Origin of the sequence: Streptomyces sp. NPDC007189 (assembly GCF_040703635.1) — a bacterium.
Taxonomy (GTDB): domain Bacteria; phylum Actinomycetota; class Actinomycetes; order Streptomycetales; family Streptomycetaceae; genus Streptomyces.
In genome coordinates this window covers 399,451-417,071 of the sequence record NZ_JBEYEY010000002.1, presented here as the reverse complement: position 1 = coordinate 417,071, position 17,621 = coordinate 399,451, and the positions used below count along the sequence as shown (strand labels likewise).

The 17,621-nt window shown below is 72.1% G+C and carries 15 protein-coding genes; 6 read left to right on the top strand and 9 right to left on the bottom strand.

Features of this window, described 5'->3' with window-relative positions:
• Nucleotides 1–16: 16 nt before the first annotated feature.
• A complete protein-coding gene (locus AB0950_RS04945; protein ID WP_360144036.1) occupies nucleotides 17–1,612 on the top strand; it encodes a histidinol-phosphate transaminase in 1,596 nt (531 codons plus the stop codon).
• Between the two features lie 78 nt (nucleotides 1,613–1,690).
• Here the strand turns inward: AB0950_RS04945 and AB0950_RS04940 are convergent, their stop codons facing one another.
• Together AB0950_RS04940 and AB0950_RS04935 are read right to left on the bottom strand one after the other, a co-directional pair.
• On the bottom strand, nucleotides 1,691–2,344 hold the full coding sequence (locus tag AB0950_RS04940; RefSeq protein WP_360144039.1) for a DUF4360 domain-containing protein: 654 nt from the start codon (nucleotides 2,342–2,344) through the stop codon (nucleotides 1,691–1,693).
• A gap of 162 nt (nucleotides 2,345–2,506) precedes the next feature.
• Nucleotides 2,507–2,965, bottom strand: a complete 459-nt coding sequence (locus tag AB0950_RS04935; protein WP_360144042.1) for an Rrf2 family transcriptional regulator — start codon at nucleotides 2,963–2,965, stop codon at nucleotides 2,507–2,509.
• Between the two features lie 75 nt (nucleotides 2,966–3,040).
• Here AB0950_RS04935 and AB0950_RS04930 point away from each other — a divergent pair, with 75 nt between their 5' ends.
• Nucleotides 3,041–5,995, top strand: coding sequence for a beta-galactosidase (locus tag AB0950_RS04930; RefSeq protein ID WP_366777814.1), 2,955 nt, complete (start codon nucleotides 3,041–3,043; stop codon nucleotides 5,993–5,995).
• Here AB0950_RS04930 and AB0950_RS04925 read toward each other — a convergent pair whose 3' ends face one another.
• From AB0950_RS04925 to AB0950_RS04905, 5 genes are read right to left on the bottom strand one after another with little or no spacing between them, the layout of a single operon-like run.
• Nucleotides 5,996–7,516, bottom strand: coding sequence for an alpha-N-arabinofuranosidase (locus tag AB0950_RS04925; protein ID WP_360144048.1), 1,521 nt, complete (start codon nucleotides 7,514–7,516; stop codon nucleotides 5,996–5,998).
• A 14-nt stretch (nucleotides 7,517–7,530) separates the two neighbouring features.
• Nucleotides 7,531–8,493 (bottom strand): arabinan endo-1,5-alpha-L-arabinosidase, encoded by a 963-nt coding sequence (locus AB0950_RS04920; RefSeq protein ID WP_360570985.1) that lies wholly within the window; start codon nucleotides 8,491–8,493, stop codon nucleotides 7,531–7,533.
• Nucleotides 8,494–8,508: 15 nt separating this feature from the next.
• Nucleotides 8,509–9,393, bottom strand: a complete 885-nt coding sequence (locus tag AB0950_RS04915) for a carbohydrate ABC transporter permease (protein ID WP_360570983.1) — start codon at nucleotides 9,391–9,393, stop codon at nucleotides 8,509–8,511.
• Nucleotides 9,390–10,328 (bottom strand): sugar ABC transporter permease, encoded by a 939-nt coding sequence (locus tag AB0950_RS04910; RefSeq protein WP_366777811.1) that lies wholly within the window; start codon nucleotides 10,326–10,328, stop codon nucleotides 9,390–9,392. The genes AB0950_RS04915 and AB0950_RS04910 overlap by 4 nt, the downstream gene beginning before the upstream one ends.
• Entirely contained in the window at nucleotides 10,325–11,674 is a 1,350-nt protein-coding gene (locus tag AB0950_RS04905; RefSeq protein WP_366777810.1) for an extracellular solute-binding protein, read from the bottom strand. Before AB0950_RS04905 ends, AB0950_RS04910 begins: the two co-directional genes overlap by 4 nt.
• Before the next feature lie 235 nt (nucleotides 11,675–11,909).
• Between AB0950_RS04905 and AB0950_RS04900 the strand changes: the two genes are divergently transcribed.
• Genes AB0950_RS04900 through AB0950_RS04890 form a run of 3 tightly spaced genes read left to right on the top strand, consistent with a single transcriptional unit; the run spans nucleotide 11,910 to nucleotide 15,215 of the window.
• Nucleotides 11,910–12,596, top strand: a complete 687-nt coding sequence (locus tag AB0950_RS04900) for a toxin-antitoxin system, toxin component family protein (RefSeq protein ID WP_366777809.1) — start codon at nucleotides 11,910–11,912, stop codon at nucleotides 12,594–12,596.
• Entirely contained in the window at nucleotides 12,596–13,819 is a 1,224-nt protein-coding gene (locus AB0950_RS04895; protein ID WP_360144066.1) for an MAB_1171c family putative transporter, read from the top strand. Before AB0950_RS04900 ends, AB0950_RS04895 begins: the two co-directional genes overlap by 1 nt.
• Entirely contained in the window at nucleotides 13,812–15,215 is a 1,404-nt protein-coding gene (locus AB0950_RS04890) for an FAD-dependent oxidoreductase (RefSeq protein WP_360144069.1), read from the top strand. Before AB0950_RS04895 ends, AB0950_RS04890 begins: the two co-directional genes overlap by 8 nt.
• Nucleotides 15,216–15,286: 71 nt before the next feature.
• On the opposite strand, the gene AB0950_RS04885 is transcribed toward AB0950_RS04890, so the two are convergent.
• Entirely contained in the window at nucleotides 15,287–16,135 is an 849-nt protein-coding gene (locus AB0950_RS04885) for an SMP-30/gluconolactonase/LRE family protein (RefSeq protein ID WP_360144072.1), read from the bottom strand.
• Nucleotides 16,132–16,905: an IclR family transcriptional regulator gene (locus AB0950_RS04880; RefSeq protein WP_360144075.1), complete on the bottom strand. Its 774-nt coding sequence runs from the start codon at nucleotides 16,903–16,905 to the stop codon at nucleotides 16,132–16,134. Before AB0950_RS04880 ends, AB0950_RS04885 begins: the two co-directional genes overlap by 4 nt.
• 158 nt (nucleotides 16,906–17,063) lie before the next feature.
• Between AB0950_RS04880 and AB0950_RS04875 the strand changes: the two genes are divergently transcribed.
• Entirely contained in the window at nucleotides 17,064–17,621 is a 558-nt protein-coding gene (locus AB0950_RS04875) for a hypothetical protein (protein ID WP_360144078.1), read from the top strand.

The window sequence follows — 17,621 nt, the reverse complement described above, 5'->3', positions numbered from 1 at the left end:
TGAAACGGAGGTCCCCTTGACCGGCAACGTCACCTCGTTGTTCCGCGGCACCGCCGCGCACAGCCCCTCGATGGCGTCGCTGACGCGCGAGGGCGGCGACGGAACCGGCCCGGTCGACTTCTGCATCCCGTGCAACCCGTACTTCCCCACCCCGGCCATGTACGAGGAGCTGGCGGCCCGGCTCCGCGAGATCATCACGTACTACCCGAGCAGCGCCGACACCATCACCAGTGAACTGTGCAGCCTGCTGCAGCTGCCGCCGAGCTGCGTGGCGATGGGCAACGGCTCGACGGAGCTCATCACCTGGATCGACCACCTCCTGGTCCGCGAGTCGCTGGCGGTACCGGTCCCCACCTTCGGCCGCTGGACCGACCAGCCGATGGAGACCGGCAAGCGGGTCGACATGTTCCCGCTGCAGGAGGCGAGCGGCTTCGCCCTGGACCTGGCGCAGTACGCCGCGTTCATCCACAAGCGCGGGACCCGGGCGGCGGTGATCTGCAACCCCAACAACCCCGACGGCGGCTATCTGCGCAAGCAGCAGGTGGTCCAGTTCCTGGACGCCATGGCCGACCTGGACCTGGTGGTGGTGGACGAGTCCTTCCTGGAGTTCGCCGACGCGGAGGCCGAGCCGAGCGTCGTCCAGGAGGCCGTGCTCCGCCCGAACGTCATCGTCCTGCGCAGCCTCGGCAAGAACTTCGGCCTGCACGGCATCCGCTTCGGCTACCTGGTCGCCAACCCGGCGCTGGCGGGCAGGATCCGCTCGATGCTCCCGAAGTGGAACCTCAACTCCTTCGCCGAGCACGTGGTGTTCATGCTGAAGGAGCACGGCGCCGAGTACGCGCAGAGCCTGCTGCAGATCCGCCGCGACCGCCTGGAGATGGCCAGCCACCTGTCCGCACTGCCCGGCCTGACGGTGTACCCCTCGCAGGGGAACTTCCTGTTCGTCCGCCTGCCCGTCGGCGCCGAGGGCACGGTGGTCCGGGACCGGATGCTCACCGAGCACCGGATCCTGGTCCGCGAGTGCGGCAACAAGATCGGTTCCTCCAGCCGCTTCCTGAGACTCGTGGTGCGCCCCCAGGTCGACGTGCGTCGCCTGGTGTCCGGCCTGGAGCAGGTGCTCTACGGGTCCAGGAGGGGAGCCGCCGTACCCGAGCTGGGCACCGGGACCAGCTACAGCTCGGGTACGGCGGCGGTGGACCGCCTGGTCAGCGAGACCAACGGCTCCGGCGTACGGGGCCTGGCCGCACAGGCCCAGTCCATGCCGCCCACCCCGGCGGCTCCCGCCCCGGCGGCCGGCACCGGTATGCCGCTCCCGGCCGCCGTACCGCCCGCGCCCGCGCCGCCTCAGCCGACGCCCGTACCCACGCCCCTGCCGACGGCGCCGCAGCCGGTGCCCGCGGCGGCTCAGCAGCCGATGCCGGCTCCGGCCCCGCAGCCGATGGCGCCCGCGGCCGTGGCGGCGCCCACCCCGCCCGGCGTCCCGGCCCGCGGCGGCCTCACGGCGGCCCAGGTACGCGGCATGACGGCGCCGGCGCCTGCGGCCGGCTTGACCCCGGCACCGGCGACGGGCTGGCCCAACGCGCAGAGCTGGCCCGACGCGGCGGGGGCCTAGACGCCTACTCGCCGCAGGAGTCGGTCCGAGAGACCGGCGCCGCTGCGACGCCGGTCCCCGGTCGGACGCCGGCCGCGCTTATGTGCTCGGGCAGTCCTTCCATGCCAGGTGGTAGACCGTGCTGATGTCCCCGTCCGTCGAGTCCATCGTCATGAAGCTGACCTTGTCGGCGGACGTGGTGCCCGCGCTGACCCGCAGCTCGGTGTTGATGTTGAAGTTGCGCTGCACCCCGCAGGGGGCCCAGACCAGTTGCGCCCAGTCCGTGGTGTCGGTGGCCTCCCAGTTGTCGTTGTAGGCGCCGGAGAAGGGGTGGCTTCTGGGGACGGTCTGCGAGGAGCCCTGGAAGTAGTACGAGGCCTTCTGCGTGGCGCTCGCGCCGGGCTGGAGCGAGAGGAAGCCGCGGTAGTCGGCCTCGGCGATCGCGTAGGTGAAGCCCTGGGGGACGTGGACCACCAGGTTGAGCTGGCAGTTCTTGCGGAAGGCCGTCGGGTCGGAGCCGCCGCCGGCCTGGGCGAGGTAGGAGCTGTAGGTCACCGTGAAGGCGGTGTTGTCCGGCGAGACGGCGACCGCCGCGGTGCCCGCGGGGCAGCCGGAGCCGTTCACCGTCGCCACGTCGATGACGATTCTGTCCGGGGGCGGGTTGTCGAACACGCCCGAGGAGGGCGCGTGAGCGGGTAGCGCGGTGGTGAGCAGCGCCGCGACGGCGCCGCCCAGGAGCAGTCCACCAGCCATGTTTTCTCCCGAGGTCGGATGTGGGGGGCCTGTGTGGGACCTGTGAAGCGGTGAAGCGTTCCGCATCGTAGGAACCCCCGCTCACCACCGGGAGGGTCGACTCCGGCCATTCACAACGGGCCGTTCACACCGCCCGTGAGCCCCGGCACGCGCGCCGGTCGCCTACGGGTTCTCCCAGGCCGCCGGTTCCGCCGCGAGCGCCCGGACGGGCTCCGGCAGCACGTCCGCCGCGAGGTCGGCGAGCGTGACGCCCTCCAGGATCCGGCGGACGTTGGCGCGCAGCGCGATCCACAGCGGGAGCAGCGGGCGGGCCGTGCCGGTGTAGGCGAGGCCGGTCGGGCGTTCGCCGCGCACCGAGACGATCGGGCCGTCCACCGCGCGGATCACATCGGCGACCGTGACCTCGCCGGCGTCCCGCGCGAGCCGGTAGCCGCCGCCCCCGCCGCGCCGGCTGCCGACGATCCCGGCCCGCCTGAGGTCGCCGAGGATCCCCTCCAGGAACTTGTGCGGGATGCCCTGGGCGGCGGCGATTTCCTCCGCCTTCACCGGGCCGTTACCCTGCCGTACGGCCAGCTCCAGTACCGCCCGTACCGCGTAGTCCGCCCGAGCCGAGATCCTCATGAGTCCATTGTGGGGCGTCCCCGCGTGGAGAATGGCCGCACCCGCCCCCCGTAAGATCGCCCGGGAGGATCCACCTTGGGCTTCAGCAGACGTACTTTCAGTGCCCTGACCGGCTCGGCCGCGCTCGGGCTCGCCCTGGGCGGCAGCGGCGGCCCCGGGGCGCCCTCGGCGTACGCGGCGCGCAGCGTGCCCACCGGCCCGGCGCCCGCCCCGCCGAGCGCCGACGGCCGGCCGCACACCATCGGCTACGACCGCTACTCGCTGCTGGTGGACGGCAGACGGCTGGTCGTGTGGTCCGGCGAGATGCACCCCTTCCGGCTGCCGAGCCCCTCCCTGTGGCGGGACGTGCTGCAGAAGATGCGGGCGCACGGGTTCAACGCGGTGAGCATCTACGTGGCCTGGAACTACCACTCCCCCGCGCCGGGGACGTACGACTTCACCGGCGTCCGCGACCTGGACCTGTTCCTGCGGACGGCGGCCGAGACCGGTCTGTACGTCATCCTGCGGCCCGGCCCGTACATCAACGCCGAGGTGGACGGCGGCGGCTTCCCCGGCTGGCTGACGGCGACGAAGGGCACGGCCCGCACCGACGACCCCGCCTATCTGGCACACGTCGACGAGTGGCTGACCCAGGTGAACCGGATCGCCCGCCGGCACCAGTTCACCCAGGGCACCGGCACGGTCCTGCTGTACCAGATCGAGAACGAGTACGACGCGCACGCCGGCGACGCCACCGGCCGGGCCTACATGTCGCACCTGTACAAGAAGGTGCGGGCGGACGGCATCGACGTCCCGCTGTTCCACAACGACAAGGGCCGGAACGGGTACTGGACGCCCGGTTCCTTCGACACCGGCGGTGAGAAGGGCGGCTGGCTGTACGGCTTCGACGGGTATCCGTCGCCGTCGCAGACCCCGCCGGACTGGGGGACGTTCGGGCCGGGCGGGGCGAGGGGCGGGGCCAGTGCCTCGCCGTCCACGCCCGGGTTCGTGCCCGAGTTCGGCGGCGGCTGGTTCGACCCGTGGGGCGGGGCCTGGTTCGACGGCAAGGGGTACGCCGAGGCGCGGCGCACCCGGGACGCGGCCTACGAGCGGCGCTTCTACCTCACCAACCTCGCCAACGGGCTCACCCTGCACAACGTCTACATGACCTTCGGCGGGACCTCCTGGGGCTGGCTGCCCGCGCCGGTCGTCTACACGTCGTACGACTACGGCGCCGCCATCGACGAGGCGCGCAACGTCACCGACAAGATCGCGCCGATGCACCAGCTCGGCCATCTGCTGCAGCGGGTGCCCGACTTCGCCAAGCTGGACCGGGCGGCGGACGTGCACGCCGAGGGCCTGAAGGTCTACCACCTGGCCAACCCGGACACCGGTGCGCACGTCTACGTCGCCCGCAACGACGGCGCGGGCGCGGTCACCACCGATCTGCCCACCGACGCCGGCCGGCTGCGGATCACCGTTCCCGCGAAGGACGCCCGGCTGCTGACCACCGGGCTGAAGCTGGGCGGGCGGACGCTGAAGTACGCCACCGCCGAGCCGGTCATGTGCGTGACGGCGGGACGGCAGGCCATCGCCGTGTTCTCGGGGCGGAACGGCGACATGGCCGAGCTGGTGCTGAAGTGCCCGGTCGGGCCGAACGTCATGCGGCTGGACCCGGAGGCCGCGTGGGTCCTCGACGACGACTCGCTGCACGTGAACGTGCCGCTCGGCCAGGGCGGGCTGACCCGTGTCCTGGTGCAGAAGGGCGAGACCGACACCCCGCTGCTACTGCTCTTCGCCGACGACGCCACCGCCGTACGCCTCTTCCCGTACGACACCCCGTCCGGGACCCTGCTGGTGTACGGCCCGGCGCTGCTGCGCCACGCCGAAGTGCGCGGCAGCGAGGTGCACTTGACGGGTGACGTCACCGAGACGACGAGCATCGAGGTGTGGGGGCCGCGCGGGACCGACACCCTGGTGTGGAACGGCCGCACCCTGCCCACCCGGGTCACCCTGTCCGGCAGCCTGATGACCACCGGCCTGCTCCCGGCCGTGCCCGAGGTGAGGCTGCCCGAGCTGGGCGGCTGGCGGATGCGCACGGAGAACCCGGAGGCCGGCCCGGACTTCGACGACTCGCACTGGACGGTCGCGGACAGGACGACGACGTTCAGCACCACGCCGGTCCCGGACGGCCGGCCGGTCCTCTTCGCCGACGACTACGGCTTCCACTACGGAGACGTCTGGTACCGCGGCTCCTTCACGGACGCGACCGGTCTTCAGGAGGTCTCGCTCGCCTACAGCACCGGCACGCAGGGCCTGCTGATGGCCTGGCTGGACGGCGAGCCGCTGGGCACCCACCGGATGCCGGTGCCGGACAGGACCACCACGATCCGCAAGGGGACGTGGGCGGACACGGCGGTCTTCCCGATCCGGGCCGCGCTGCGCTCGCCCGGCCGGCATGTGCTGTCGGTGCTGGTGCGGCGCATGCAGCACGACGAGGACGGCAAGGCGCTGGACACGCACAAGGCGGCGCGCGGTCTGACGGCCACGTCCTTCAAGGGCGGCTCGCCGCAGGTGAACTGGCGGATCCAGGGCGCGGCGGCCCCGGATCCGGTGCGCGGCCCGATGAACAACGGCGGCCTGTACGGCGAGCGGGAGGGCTGGCACCTGCCGGGCTTCCCGGACCACGACTGGGAGAAGGCGAGCTTCCCGCGCGCGGCCCGGTACCAGGGCGTGACCTGGTACCGGACCACCTTCCGCCTGTCGGTCCCGGCGGACATCGACGCCTCGATCGGCCTGACCCTTCAGGACGACCCGTACCGCGCCTACCGGGCGCAGATCTTCCTCAACGGCTGGAACCTGGGCCAGTACATCAACCACGTGGGCCCGCAGCACACCTTCGTGCTGCCGAACGGCATCCTGCGCACCCGGGGCGCCAACACCCTCGCGCTGGCGGTCCTGTCGGAGTTCACCACGCTGTCGGGCCCCGGGTCGGTACGGCTGACGCTGCTCGGCCGGGCGACGGGCGGGCTGCCGGTCACCCCGGTGTGATCACGCGAGCCTGATCACGTTCCAGGACAGCGGTTCCAGTACGGCGGTGAGGGTGCCGTCCGCCACGGCGGCGCCCTCGACCCGGTGCGGGACGACCCGCTCGGGGTCGTCCAGGGTGTTGCGGGCGTCGGGGTCGGCGTCCGCGAGCGCGCTGTGCTCGGTGACGGCCGTCAGCTCCAGCCCGTTGAGGGCGACTTCGAGCGGCAGGGCGTCGGTGCGGCTGCGGTTGACCGCGAACACGGTGACGATGCCGTCGGCCGCGCGGACGGCCGTGGCGTGCAGCAGGTCGGTCTCGCCGTACTTCTTCGTCTCGTACGTCGGCGAGTCCACGCGCACGTCGAGGACCTCGCCCCGGCCGTACTTCGAGGCCTGCGCGAACGGGAAGAACGTGGTCTGCCGCCAGGCCGGGCCGCCCGGTTCGGTCATGATCGGGGCGATGACGTTGACCAGCTGGGCGAGGCAGGCGACGGTGACGCGGTCGGCGTGCCTCAGCAGCGCGATCAGCAGCGAGCCGAGGACGACGGCGTCGGTGACGCTGTAGTTGTCCTCCAGCAGCCGGGGCGCCTCCGGCCAGTCCGTCTGCTCGAAGGTCCTGGCGTGCTCCTCCCACTTGGAGAGGTACCAGACGTTCCACTCGTCGAAGGAGAGGTTGATCTTCTTCTTCGACTTCAGCCGGGCGCCGACGTGGTCGGCCGTGGCGACCACGTTCTCGATGAAGGACTCCATGTCGACGGCCGAGGCGAGGAAGGAGTCCACGTCGCCGTCGACGGGCTCGTAGTAGGCGTGCAGGGAGATGTAGTCGACGAGGTCGTACGCCTCCTGCAGGACGGTGGCCTCCCACTCGGCGAAGGTGGGCATGGCCTGGCTGGAGGAGCCGCAGGCGACCAGTTCGACGCCGGGGTCGGCCTGGCGCATGGCCCGGGCGGTCTCGGCGGCGAGCCGGCCGTACTCGGCGGCCGTCTTGTGCCCGGTCTGCCAGGGGCCGTCCATCTCGTTGCCGAGGCACCACAGCCGGATCCCGAAGGGTTCCTTGTCGCCGTGGGCTCCGCGCAGCTCGGACAGGGCGGTGCCGGAGGGGTGGTTGGCGTACTCCTGGAGTTCGAGGGCTTCGGCGACGCCGCGGGTGCCGAGGTTCACGGCCATCATGGGCTCGGCCTCGGGGCCGAGCTTCTTCAGGAACGCGATGTATTCGGACAGGCCGAACCGGTTGGTCTCGGTGGAGTGCCAGGCGAGGTCGAGGCGGCGGGGGCGGTCCTCGACGGGGCCGACCGAGTCCTCCCACTTGTATCCGGAGACGAAGTTGCCGCCGGGGTAGCGGATGGCGGTGACGCCGAGTTCCCGGACCAGCTCCAGGACGTCGGTCCGCAGTCCGGCTTCGTCGGCCGCGGGGTGGCCGGGTTCGTGGATGCCGGTGTAGACGCAGCGGCCGAGGTGTTCGACGAAGGAGCCGAAGAGGCGGGGGTTGACCTCGCCGATGGTGAAAGCGGGGTCGAGGGTGAAGCGGGCGGTGCTCTTGCTCATGGGTTCCTCTCGAGTCACTTCGGAACGGGCCAGTCGGAACGCCAGCCGAGTCGGTTCAGGCCCAGCTTCGGCGTGCCGTTGTCGTCCGCGTCGTAGTAGTGGTAGGCCAGCCAGGTCGTGCCGTGGGTGCGGAACGTGGACTCGCCGCCGGGGCCGATGTAGCGGCCGTGGCTCGCCAGGACCAGGTCTCCGCCGCCCTCCAGCATCGGCTTGCCCGTGCTGTCGGTGTACGGGCCGGTCACGGAGGTCGAGCGGCCCACGCGGATCTTGTAGGTGGAGTTCACGCCCTGGCAGCAGGCGTCGTACGAGGCGAACAGGTAGTAGTAGCGGCCGTGGTGGACGATCGACGCGCCCTCGACCGCGTACGGGGCGTCGGGGCGGGTCGCCAGGTGGTGGACCTCGGCGCCGGGGATCGCCTTGCCGGTCCTCGGGTCGAGTTCGACCATGCGGATGCCGGTCCAGTAGGAGCCGAAGGCCATCCACAGCCTGCCGCCGGCGCGGACGACCGCCGGGTCGATGGCGTTCCAGGTGTCGGCCGTGTCCGAGCTGAAGGCCTTGCCGTGGTCGGTCCAGGTGCCGGGCAGGCCGGAGGGGGACGTGGCGACGCCGATCGCGGAGTGGTTGCTGCCCCAGGAGGAGACGGCGTAGTACAGCCAGTAGCGGCCGTCGCGGTAGGTGAGGTCGGGGGCCCAGGGGTCGGCCGTGGAGTTGTAGTCGTACCACCAGCTCGGCGGCGTGGTGAACGCGTTGCCCGCGTCGGTCCAGTCGCGCAGGTCGCTGGACAGGCGGGCGCCGATGACGCCGCCGGTGGAGTAGGCGACGTACTGGCCGTTCTTCAGCCGGTGGACGGTGGGGTCGTGGATGATCTGCCGGCCGGTGAGCGGCAGCGGGTCGGGGTAGGCGACGTCCGCCGACGCGGTGGTGGGCAGCAGGGCGAGGGCGGCCGCCGCGAGCAGTGCGGCGAGTCTGGGTTTCAAGGCGGCGGTCTCCTGTTACTGGCCGGCCAGGCCCGTGTGGGCGACGCCCGCCACGATCTGGCGCTGGAAGAAGACGAAGACGACGATCAGCGGCAGGCCCGCCATCAGGCCGCCCGCCATGAGCTGGGCCCACTGGATGCCGTAGGAGTTCATGACGGTCGCGATGCCGTTCGGCATGGTCATCAGGTCGGGGTTGTTGGTGACCATGTAGGGCCACAGGAAGTTGTTCCAGGAGGCGATGAAGGTGAAGATGCCGACCGCGGCGAGGGAGGGCCGCGACAGCGGCAGGACGATCGTGAAGAACACCCGCCAGCGGCCCGCGCCGTCGATGAAGGCGGCCTCCTCCAGTTCCCGCGGGATGCCCTGGAAGAACTTGTAGAGGATGTAGACCATCGCGGCGGGCGCGCACTGCGGCAGGATCATGCCCCAGTAGGTGTCGACCATGCCCATCTGCTGGACCGTGGTGAACAGGGGCACGCCGAGGACCGCCGGGGAGACCATCAGGCCCGCCATGACGACGCCCATGAGGACGCTCTTGCCGCGGAACTCGGTGCGGGCGAAGCCGTATCCGGCGAGCGCGCTGACCAGCAGCACGACGGTGGTCACGCAGATCGAGACGACCAGGGAGTTCACGAACCAGTTGGTGATGTTGCCGGTGTCGAACAGGGCCTTCCAGGCCTGGCCGGTCCAGTGCCTCGGCAGCCAGTGCGGCGGGATCTCGGCCGCCTCGGTCTCCGACTTCAGCGAGGTGAACAGGGCCGCCGCGATCGGCGCGACGAAGACGGCGGAGACGGCGAGGCCGATCAGCGTGAGGACGATCTGGCTCGGCGTCCACGGCTTCCTGGCCTTGGTGCGCGGGCGGGACTCGGTGCGTACGGTCGTCGCGGCGGTGCTGGTCATCGGCCGCCCTCCTCACGGTTGCGCAGCAGCCACATCCGCGCCAGGGCGACGACTGCGATGATCACGAAGAAGATGATGGACATCGCGGAGGCGTAGCCCACGCGGTAGCTGGTGAAGCCCTGTTCGAGGGTGTACTGCACGAACGCCCTGGTGCTCAGCTCCGGTCCGGGCCCGAAGTCCATCATCACGACGGCCTGGTCGAAGAGCTGGAGCGAGGCGAGGATCTGCAGCGCGATCACCAGTCCGGTGATGTGCCGCAGCATCGGCAGCGTGATGTGGACCATGCGGTGCCAGGCGTTCGCCCCGTCGAGCTTCGCCGCCTCGTAGAGGTGGTCGGGGATGCCCTGGAGCGCGGCGAGGTAGAGCAGGAAGGAGAAGCCGACCGTCCACCACAGGGTCTCGATGACGATGGCGAGCATCGCGTACGACTTGTCGGTCAGCCAGGGCGTGTCGATGCCGAGGACATGGTTGAACATGCCGATGCCCTGGGTGAACAGCCACTGGAAGAGGTTGCCCGCGACGGTGGACGGCAGCAGGAACGGCGCGAAGAAGCACAGCCGCCACAGCCACTTGCCGCGCTCGATGTGGTGGGCCAGCATCGCGAGCAGGAAGGCGAGCACGGTGATGCAGGGCACGACGAGGACGGTGAAGTACACGCTGTGTCCGAGCGCGTCCCACATCGCCGGGTCGTGCAAGGCCTCGCGGTAGTTGTCGAGGCCGATGAAGTGCGCCTGGTCGCCGGAGATGTTGGCGTCGGTGACGCTGAGGTAGAGGCCGCGCAGCAGCGGCCAGATCACGAACAGGGTGAACAGGGCGAGGAACGGGGCGACGAACCAGCCCCCGTGCTGGAGGCCCTGCCTGCGGCGCACAGTGGCGGTCGCGGTGGCGGTCTTCGCCCTCGCCGGTACGAGGACGGTCTCGGCGCTGGTCGTCATGCGGTGGCACCTCCCTGCGCTGCGGTCTTGCCGTCCATCGGGTTCTTCATCGCGAGGAGCTTGGTGAGCTGCTTCTTCATCCGCTGCGCGGCGGCGGCGGGCTTGGCGGAGCCCATCGTCGAGGAGACGACGACGGGGCCGAGGTCCTGGGCGAGGATGCCGGTCGAGCCGGCGAACCACACCTTCGGCTCGGTGGCCTGGTGGTTCATGGCGGAGACGTACTCGTGCTGCGGGGTGAGCTTCTGGTACGCGGCCGTGGACAGCGTCGGCGTGTACGCGGGGATGTGGCCGCCGGCCGCCCACTGCAGGGCGTGCTTGACGACGTACGCCGCGAGCTGGTGCGCGGCCTCGTTGGCGGCGCCGCCGCGGCCGGCCTGGTGCGGCAGGACGAACGAGTGCGACTCGGCGTGGGTGGCCTGCCTGCCGAAGACGGGCGGCAGCGGGGTGGCGCCGTAGTCCAGCTTGGCGCCGGAGAAGACCGGCACCGACCAGTTGCCCTCCCAGGTGAAGGGGGCGCCGTTGACGAACTGCTCACCGGTGGGGGCGCCGGGGATGACATAGCCGTCGGTGACGTGCTGGCGGAAGAACTCCAGGACCTCGGTGGCCTTGTCGGTGTCGAAGAGGACCTCGGTGTTGTCGTCGTTGAACCACCTGCCGCCGAGCTGGGTGTAGAAGGCGACGAAGAACCACCACTGGAAGTTCTGGTCGTTGGTCCACAGGCCGATGGTCTGCAGGCCCTTCTTCTGGACCTTCCTGGCCTTCTTCAGCACGTCGAACCACTCGGCGGTGGAGGTGACGGGGATCATCAGGCCGTCGTCGCCGAGCAGGCCGGCCTTCTTCAGCACGTCCCGGCGGTAGTAGCAGAGCTGGACGTGGATGTCGAGCGGCAGGGCGTAGAGCTTGCCGTCGATGACGCCGCGCTGCCACAGCTCGGGGTTCCAGTCCTCCTGGCGCACGCCGTACTTGGCGAGCAGGTCCATGTCCCAGGGGTCGAGCAGGCGGCCCGGGGAGAAGCCCGTGACCCGGCCGAGGTGCATGACGCCGAGGTCGGGGGCGCGGTTTCCGGCGGCCGCCATGGCGAGTTTGGTGTAGTACGGGCTGCCCCACTGGAGGGTGGCGTCCTTCACCGCGATGCCGGGGTGGCTCTCACGGAAGGCGTCCAGCATCGCGATCATGTTGGAGCCGTCGCCGCCGCTGAAGAGGTTCCAGTAGCGCACGCGGGTGCGCGCGGTGGAGGCGAGCGCGTCGGCTCCGGTGCCGAGTGCGGCGAAGCCGAAGGCGCCGGCCACCGCCAGCCCTCCCGCGGCGCCCAGGAGTTGCCTGCGATTCAGGCCAGGTTGTCCCATACCTTGCCCCCACCGTCCCGAGGTTCGAGGATCAAAAAAGCGCTCGTTCGATATATCGAATGACGCTCGTAACTTCGAACGGGACCGTAGATTCGAAGCACTTGCCGCGTCAATGGGTCGGACACAAGCTCATGGGCGGGTTTCTCCTCGGCCCGGCCGTCCGGCGAACCTCGCCGCGATGTCATGACGGGGACACGCCCAGCCGCGTACCCTCGGACCGGCGGAAGGGGGACCGATGAGCATCGCGGGCGCGCGGGAGCGCACGGCACGCCTGACCGCACGGCTACGGCGCTCCCGGCCCGGCTCGGCGATGCGCGCGCTGGCCGCCGGCCTCGCCGCCGCCGTCCACGCCCGGCCGGAACCACCCGGCGGGGTGGAGGAGTTGTGCCGGGCGCTGTGCGAGGAGATGAGCGCCCGGCGCGGCGGGCGGCCGGTGCGCCTGCGCTTCGAGCGGTTCCCGGACGAGATCGAGGTCACCGGGCTGTGGCTGGAGTTCGCCGACTTCGACCTGGTCATCGTGGAGGAGCGGGCCGAGGCCGTGCAGCAACTGGTGATCCTGGGCCACGAGTTGTGGCACGTGCACACCGGGCACCGGCACCCCGGCGTCGCCGGTGACGCGGCCGCCCGCGCGCTCGCCGACGCGCCCGGCTGGCGGGACACGCCCCTCACGGTGGCCGCGCGCAACGGCTCCCGGGAGGCCGACGAGGCCGAGGCGGACGACTTCGGGCACCGCCTGGCGGCCCGGTTCCGGCGCCACCTCGCCGGCGCCGGCTCCGACGGCACTGGTGGCCCGGCGCCGCGGTCCCTGAGCCCGGTGCAGCGGACCCTCGGCTATCGGGGGCGTACGGAAGAGACGAGTGAGCCGAAGGGGCGCGCCCCCGAGGCGAACCGGGCGTCGAAAAGGAGAGGTGCCGCGCGGTGATGCTCGCGTTCGATCCGCCGGAGCCGCTCGGCGAGATCTCCGTGTCCTTCTGGATCCCGACGGCCGTCCTGGCCGTCGCCCTGGTCATCAAGCTGCCCAGCATCGTCAGGATGTGGCGGGACCCCCTGCTGCGCGCTGTCGGCGGTCTGCTGCTGTTCGCGTGCGCGGTGTTCGTCTTCGCCGCCCCCCGGACCGTCGCCTGGACCAACCGGGTCACCGGAGTGCCGAACATCTCGGCGCCCTGGGTGTACTCGCTGCTCACCGCGCTCTGCGCGTCCTGGCTGCTGCTGATCACCGCCTGGCGCAACGGCCGCTCCGACGCGGCCCGCACCCGCCGGACGACCCGCTGGGTGGTGTCCGTCTACGCGGGCGTGGTCCTCGCCCTGTGGGTGCTGTTCGCGCTCGCGGACGTGCCCGTGGAGCGGCTGCGGGACCTGGACACCTACTACGCCACCACGCCGTTCATGCGCGAGGAGATCCTGCTCTACCTCGTCGCCCACACCGTGGCCTGCTCGATCACGGCCCGGCTGATCTGGAACTGGATCCGCACCGACGGTCTGGACGCCTGGCTGCGCTGGGGACTCCGGCTGCTGGGCGTCGGCTACGCGACGAACCTGTGCTTCGACGCGGCCAAGCTCACGGCCGTCGTGGCCCGGTGGACCGGACACGACCTGGACTGGCTGAGCACCAATGTGGCACCGGCGGGCGCCTGCGTCTCCGCGAGCCTGGTCGCGGCGGGCTTCATCGTCCCGCACGTCGGCCAGTATCTGCACGAGCGCTGGCACGTCCGGCTGCGCCACCGCGCGCTCCGCCCCCTGTACCGGCTGATGCGCACCGTCACCGGCGAGCGCGAGCCGTTCGCCCCGCACGCCCCCGCCGAACTGCGTCTGATCCGCCGCGAGACCTTCATCCGCGACGCCCTGCTGCAACTCTCCCGGCACCTGGACGAGAACCTGCGCACGCGCGCGTACGACGCCGCCCTCGCCCTCGGCTTCGCACCCGGCCGGGCCAGGGCCCTGGCCGCCGCGGTGAGCCTGCTGGACGCGGCGGGCGGCGCGCGGCCGGCCCGCGCGGAGGCCGCCGGCTCCCCCTCCGGTCCGGACACCGCCTACCTCCTGCAGGAGATCCAGGCCGTGTCCCAAGCCCTCCGCCACACCGACGAGATCACGGCGGTGCGCGCCCGCGCGGCCGCCCCGGCAGAGAGCGTGCCCGCGCATGAGTGAAGCCCCCTCCCCCGCCAGAACCGCCGTCGTGCTGGGGGGATCCCACACCGGCATGCTCGCGGCGCGCGCGCTGGCCGGATCCGCCGACCGGGTCGTCGTCGTCGAGCGTGACACCCTGCCCCGGGGCCCCGAGCCCCGCAAAGGGCTGCCGCAGGCGCGGCACGCCCACATGCTGTGGTCGGGCGGCGTACGGGCCGTGGAGGAGCTGCTGCCCGGGATCACCGAGGCGCTTCAGGCGGCGGGCGGGCGCCGGCACCCCGTCACCACGGGCGTGGTCGCCCTCTCCGCGCAGGGCTGGTTCCGGCGCTGGCCCGAGTCCCACCATGTGATCCTGGCCGGCCGGGACCTGCTGGACGCCACGGTCCGCGCGCGGGTCCTCGCCGACCGGCGGATCGAACTCCTCGACGGCACCGAGGCGCTCGGCCTCACCGGCACCGGCGCCGCGGTGACCGGCGTACGGATCCGGTCCCGGGACGGCGCCGAGCGCACCCTGCCGGCCGCCCTGGTGGTCGACGCCACCGGGCGCGGCTCGCGGGCCCCGCGCTGGCTGGCGGACCTGGGGCTGCCCGGGCCGCGGATCCGCGAGGCCGACCCGGGCCTGGTCTACGCGAGCCGGCTCTTCCTCGCCCCCGAGGCGGCCCGGGAGGGCTTCCCGGTGGTCAACCTGCAGCTCGATCCACGGGCCGACGGGCCGGGCCGCTCCGGCTTCCTGCTGCCCATCGAGAACGGCCGCTGGATCGTCACCCTCGCCGGCACGCGCGGCGGCGAACCCTCCGCCGTGAACGAGGAGTTCCTCCCCTTCGCCCGCGACAGGCTGCGCCATCCCCTGCTGGGCGAGCTGCTGGAGCACGCCGAGCCGCTGTCGGACGTGGCGGTCACCCGCGCCACGCTCAACCGCCGGCACTTCTACGAGCGCATGCCGGTCTGGCCCGAGAACTTCACCGTCCTCGGCGACGCGCTCGCCGTCTTCAACCCGGTCTACGGCCACGGTCTGTCCGCCGCCGCACAGAGCGCCCTGCTGCTCCGCGAGGTGCTACGACGGCACGGCTGGGGCAGGCCCGGACTGGCGCGCCGGGTGCAGCGTGCGGTCGCCCGCCCGGTCCGCGCCGCGTGGGACCTGGCGCTGGGCCAGGACGTGTTCTACCCCGGCGCGACGGCCTCCGGCCCGACCACGCGGGACAGGCTCGTCTCGGCCTACGTCGGGCGGCTGATGCACACGGCAACCGGGAACGGACGCATCGCACGCCGGGTGACGGACGTGACCTCCCTGGAACGCGGCGCCCACGTCCTGCTGACCCCGAGCGTGCTTGTCGCTGCCGCGGCGGGGCCACTGAAACCTGCGCTGACCGAGCCGCCGTTGACGACGGAGGAGCGGAAGGCAGCGGGAGTGCTCTAGTCCGTCGCCGGGTGCGGGTTCGTCGTGGCTGGTCGCGCAGTTCCCTCTTACGGGGCGCCACCCTCCCCGGGTCAGCCCTGGAACGCCGGTTGGGGCAAGCCCTGTCCCGCATCCGGGATCACCAGCAGGGACCCCGCCAGGGGATGCGGTGACGACAGACCCACGCGCGCGGTCGTGACGTACAGGTCGGTCAGGTCCGCACCGCCGAACGCGCAGGCCGTCGTACGCGGCGCAGGCAGGCTGACGACCCGGTCCAGGACACCGTGCGGGGTGTAGCGCCGCACCGCTCCCCCGTCCCACAGCGCCACCCACACGCACCCGTCCGCGTCGACCGTCAGCCCGTCCGGGAAGCCCGCGCCCTGCTCGATCTCCACCAGCGTCCGGCGGCCGTGGACGCGCTCGCCGTCGTAGTCGAAGACGTCCACCCGGCGGGTCGGGGTGTCGGTGTAGTACATGAGACGCCCGTCGGGGCTCCACCCCGTGCCGTTGCTGACCGTGACGTCGGACAGCACCGTCTCCGCCGTGCCGTCGCCGGTGAGCCGGGTCAGCGTGCCGCCGCCCGGCGCCTCGTCGTACCGCATGGTGCCCGCCCACAGCGAGCCGTCGGGGGCGACCGCCGCGTCGTTCGCGCGGCGGCCCGCGACCGGCTCGTGGTGCAGCCAGCGGAAGCCGTCGTCGGGGTCCAGCAGGCCCACGCCGTCCCGCAGGTTGAGGACCAGCCCGCCGCCCGCGCGCGGCTTGACCGCGCCCACGTGCTGCTCGGTGGTGCGCAGCGTGCGCCGGCCCGTCGCCGGGTCGTACGTCTGCACGCGCATGCTCAGGATGTCGAGCCAGATCAGCCGGCCCGTCGCCGGGTCCCAGGTGGGGCCCTCGCCCAGCTCCGCCTCGGCGCGTACGGCGACCTCGTACCCGGCGCTCACACCGTGCTCCGGTGGCCGAGCCGCTCGGACAGCTGCGCCGCGCCCTTCGCCGCGAGCTGCTCCAGCTCGGCCCGGCGCTCGTCGCTCCAGCGGATCATGGGCACGGAGATGGACAGGGCCGCGACGACCTGGCCGGTGCGGTCGCGCACGGGCGCGGCCACGCAGCTCACGTCCGGGTTCGACTCACGGCTCTCCACGGCGATGCCCCGCTGCCGGATCTGAGCCAGGGCCTCGCGCAGCGCGCCGGGTTCGGTGATGCTGTTCGGGGTCATCGCGGTCAGCTCGGCGTCGTCCGGGATGCGGGCCGCGAGTTCCTGCTCCGGCAGCGAGGCGAGCAGCATCTTGCCGACCGAGGTGCAGTGGGCGGGGAGCCGGCGGCCGGCGGCCGAGACCATGCGCACCGCGTGCGTGGAGTCGACCTTGGCGATGTAGATGACGTCGGTGCCCTCGAGGATCGCCACGTGGACGGTCTCGTCGCAGGTCTCGGCAACCGAGCGGGCCACCTGCTGGCCCTCGGCGGCGAGGTCGAGCTGCTCGGCGTAGCGGCTGCCGAGCTGGTACGGGCGCACCCCGAGCCGGTAGCGTCCGGGCTGTCCGGGCACGGGCACGATGTACGACCGCGCGGCGAGCGTGGTGACCAGCTCGTGCACGGTGGTGCGCGGCAGCTGGAGTCTGCGCACGATGTCGGGTGCGGAGAGCGTCCCGTCCCCGTCGAGGAACAGCTCAAGAATGTCGAGAGCTCGGGTCACGGCAGGCACGAGGCGTCCCACGTCCGGCCCCCTCCCTTGGGTCTAAGCGCCCGTCCGGCATCCCGGATGTTCGAGATATCAACAGGCGATCGGCATGACGAACACAGGCTAGTCATGCGGCGTGGCGCGGGCAATGGGCCGGACCGGAGACCCGGGTCGCGCCGGGCACCATGGGTGCCATGGATCTCGACTTCCAGCTGGTGCTGCTGCGCCGTATGGCCGACCACAACCCGGAGCTGGTCGAGGACGCCCGGCGGCGGCTCGGGGTGTCGATCGCCGAGATGCGGGAGACCAACAAGCGCTGGCAGGCGATGGTCCGCTCGCCCAGGGCCCGGTCCGCCGCGTCCCGGTACCGCTCGGTCCTCGGCGCGCCCGAGTCCGTCCACCCGCGCCGGCTCGGCGACGTCGACTGCGAGGCCCGGCGCTGGGCCCTGCCCCTCTGGCCCGACCTGCGCTTCGAGGTGCTGGTCGGGCCGGACGGGGCGGTGTGGAACGAGTGGCTGGTGCGCGCCCCCGGCGCCCCGCCGCCCACGCTTCGGACCCTGGACGATCTGACCCCCTGGTCCTGCACGGTGGACGAGGCCGCCCGCGCCTTCGCCCCGGCCCGCCCCCTGGAGGGCACCGCACCGACCCGGTGGGGGCTCGCCTTCACCGCGCCCGGCCGGGACGGCGTACGGCACGAGGTGGTCGCGGAGTTCACCTGGGGGCTGCTGCAGCGGACGGCCGTACTGACCTAG

Coding starts and splice junctions, on each gene's coding strand:
- AB0950_RS04940 (WP_360144039.1), bottom strand. CDS start 2,344: ATGGCTGGTGGACTGCTCCTGGGCGGCGCCGTCGCGGCGCTGCTCACC.
- AB0950_RS04935 (WP_360144042.1), bottom strand. CDS start 2,965: ATGAGGATCTCGGCTCGGGCGGACTACGCGGTACGGGCGGTACTGGAG.
- AB0950_RS04925 (WP_360144048.1), bottom strand. CDS start 7,516: ATGAGCAAGAGCACCGCCCGCTTCACCCTCGACCCCGCTTTCACCATC.
- AB0950_RS04915 (WP_360570983.1), bottom strand. CDS start 9,393: ATGACCAGCACCGCCGCGACGACCGTACGCACCGAGTCCCGCCCGCGC.
- AB0950_RS04910 (WP_366777811.1), bottom strand. CDS start 10,328: ATGACGACCAGCGCCGAGACCGTCCTCGTACCGGCGAGGGCGAAGACC.
- AB0950_RS04905 (WP_366777810.1), bottom strand. CDS start 11,674: ATGGGACAACCTGGCCTGAATCGCAGGCAACTCCTGGGCGCCGCGGGA.
- AB0950_RS04900 (WP_366777809.1), top strand. CDS start 11,910: ATGAGCATCGCGGGCGCGCGGGAGCGCACGGCACGCCTGACCGCACGG.
- AB0950_RS04895 (WP_360144066.1), top strand. CDS start 12,596: ATGCTCGCGTTCGATCCGCCGGAGCCGCTCGGCGAGATCTCCGTGTCC.
- AB0950_RS04890 (WP_360144069.1), top strand. CDS start 13,812: ATGAGTGAAGCCCCCTCCCCCGCCAGAACCGCCGTCGTGCTGGGGGGA.
- AB0950_RS04875 (WP_360144078.1), top strand. CDS start 17,064: ATGGATCTCGACTTCCAGCTGGTGCTGCTGCGCCGTATGGCCGACCAC.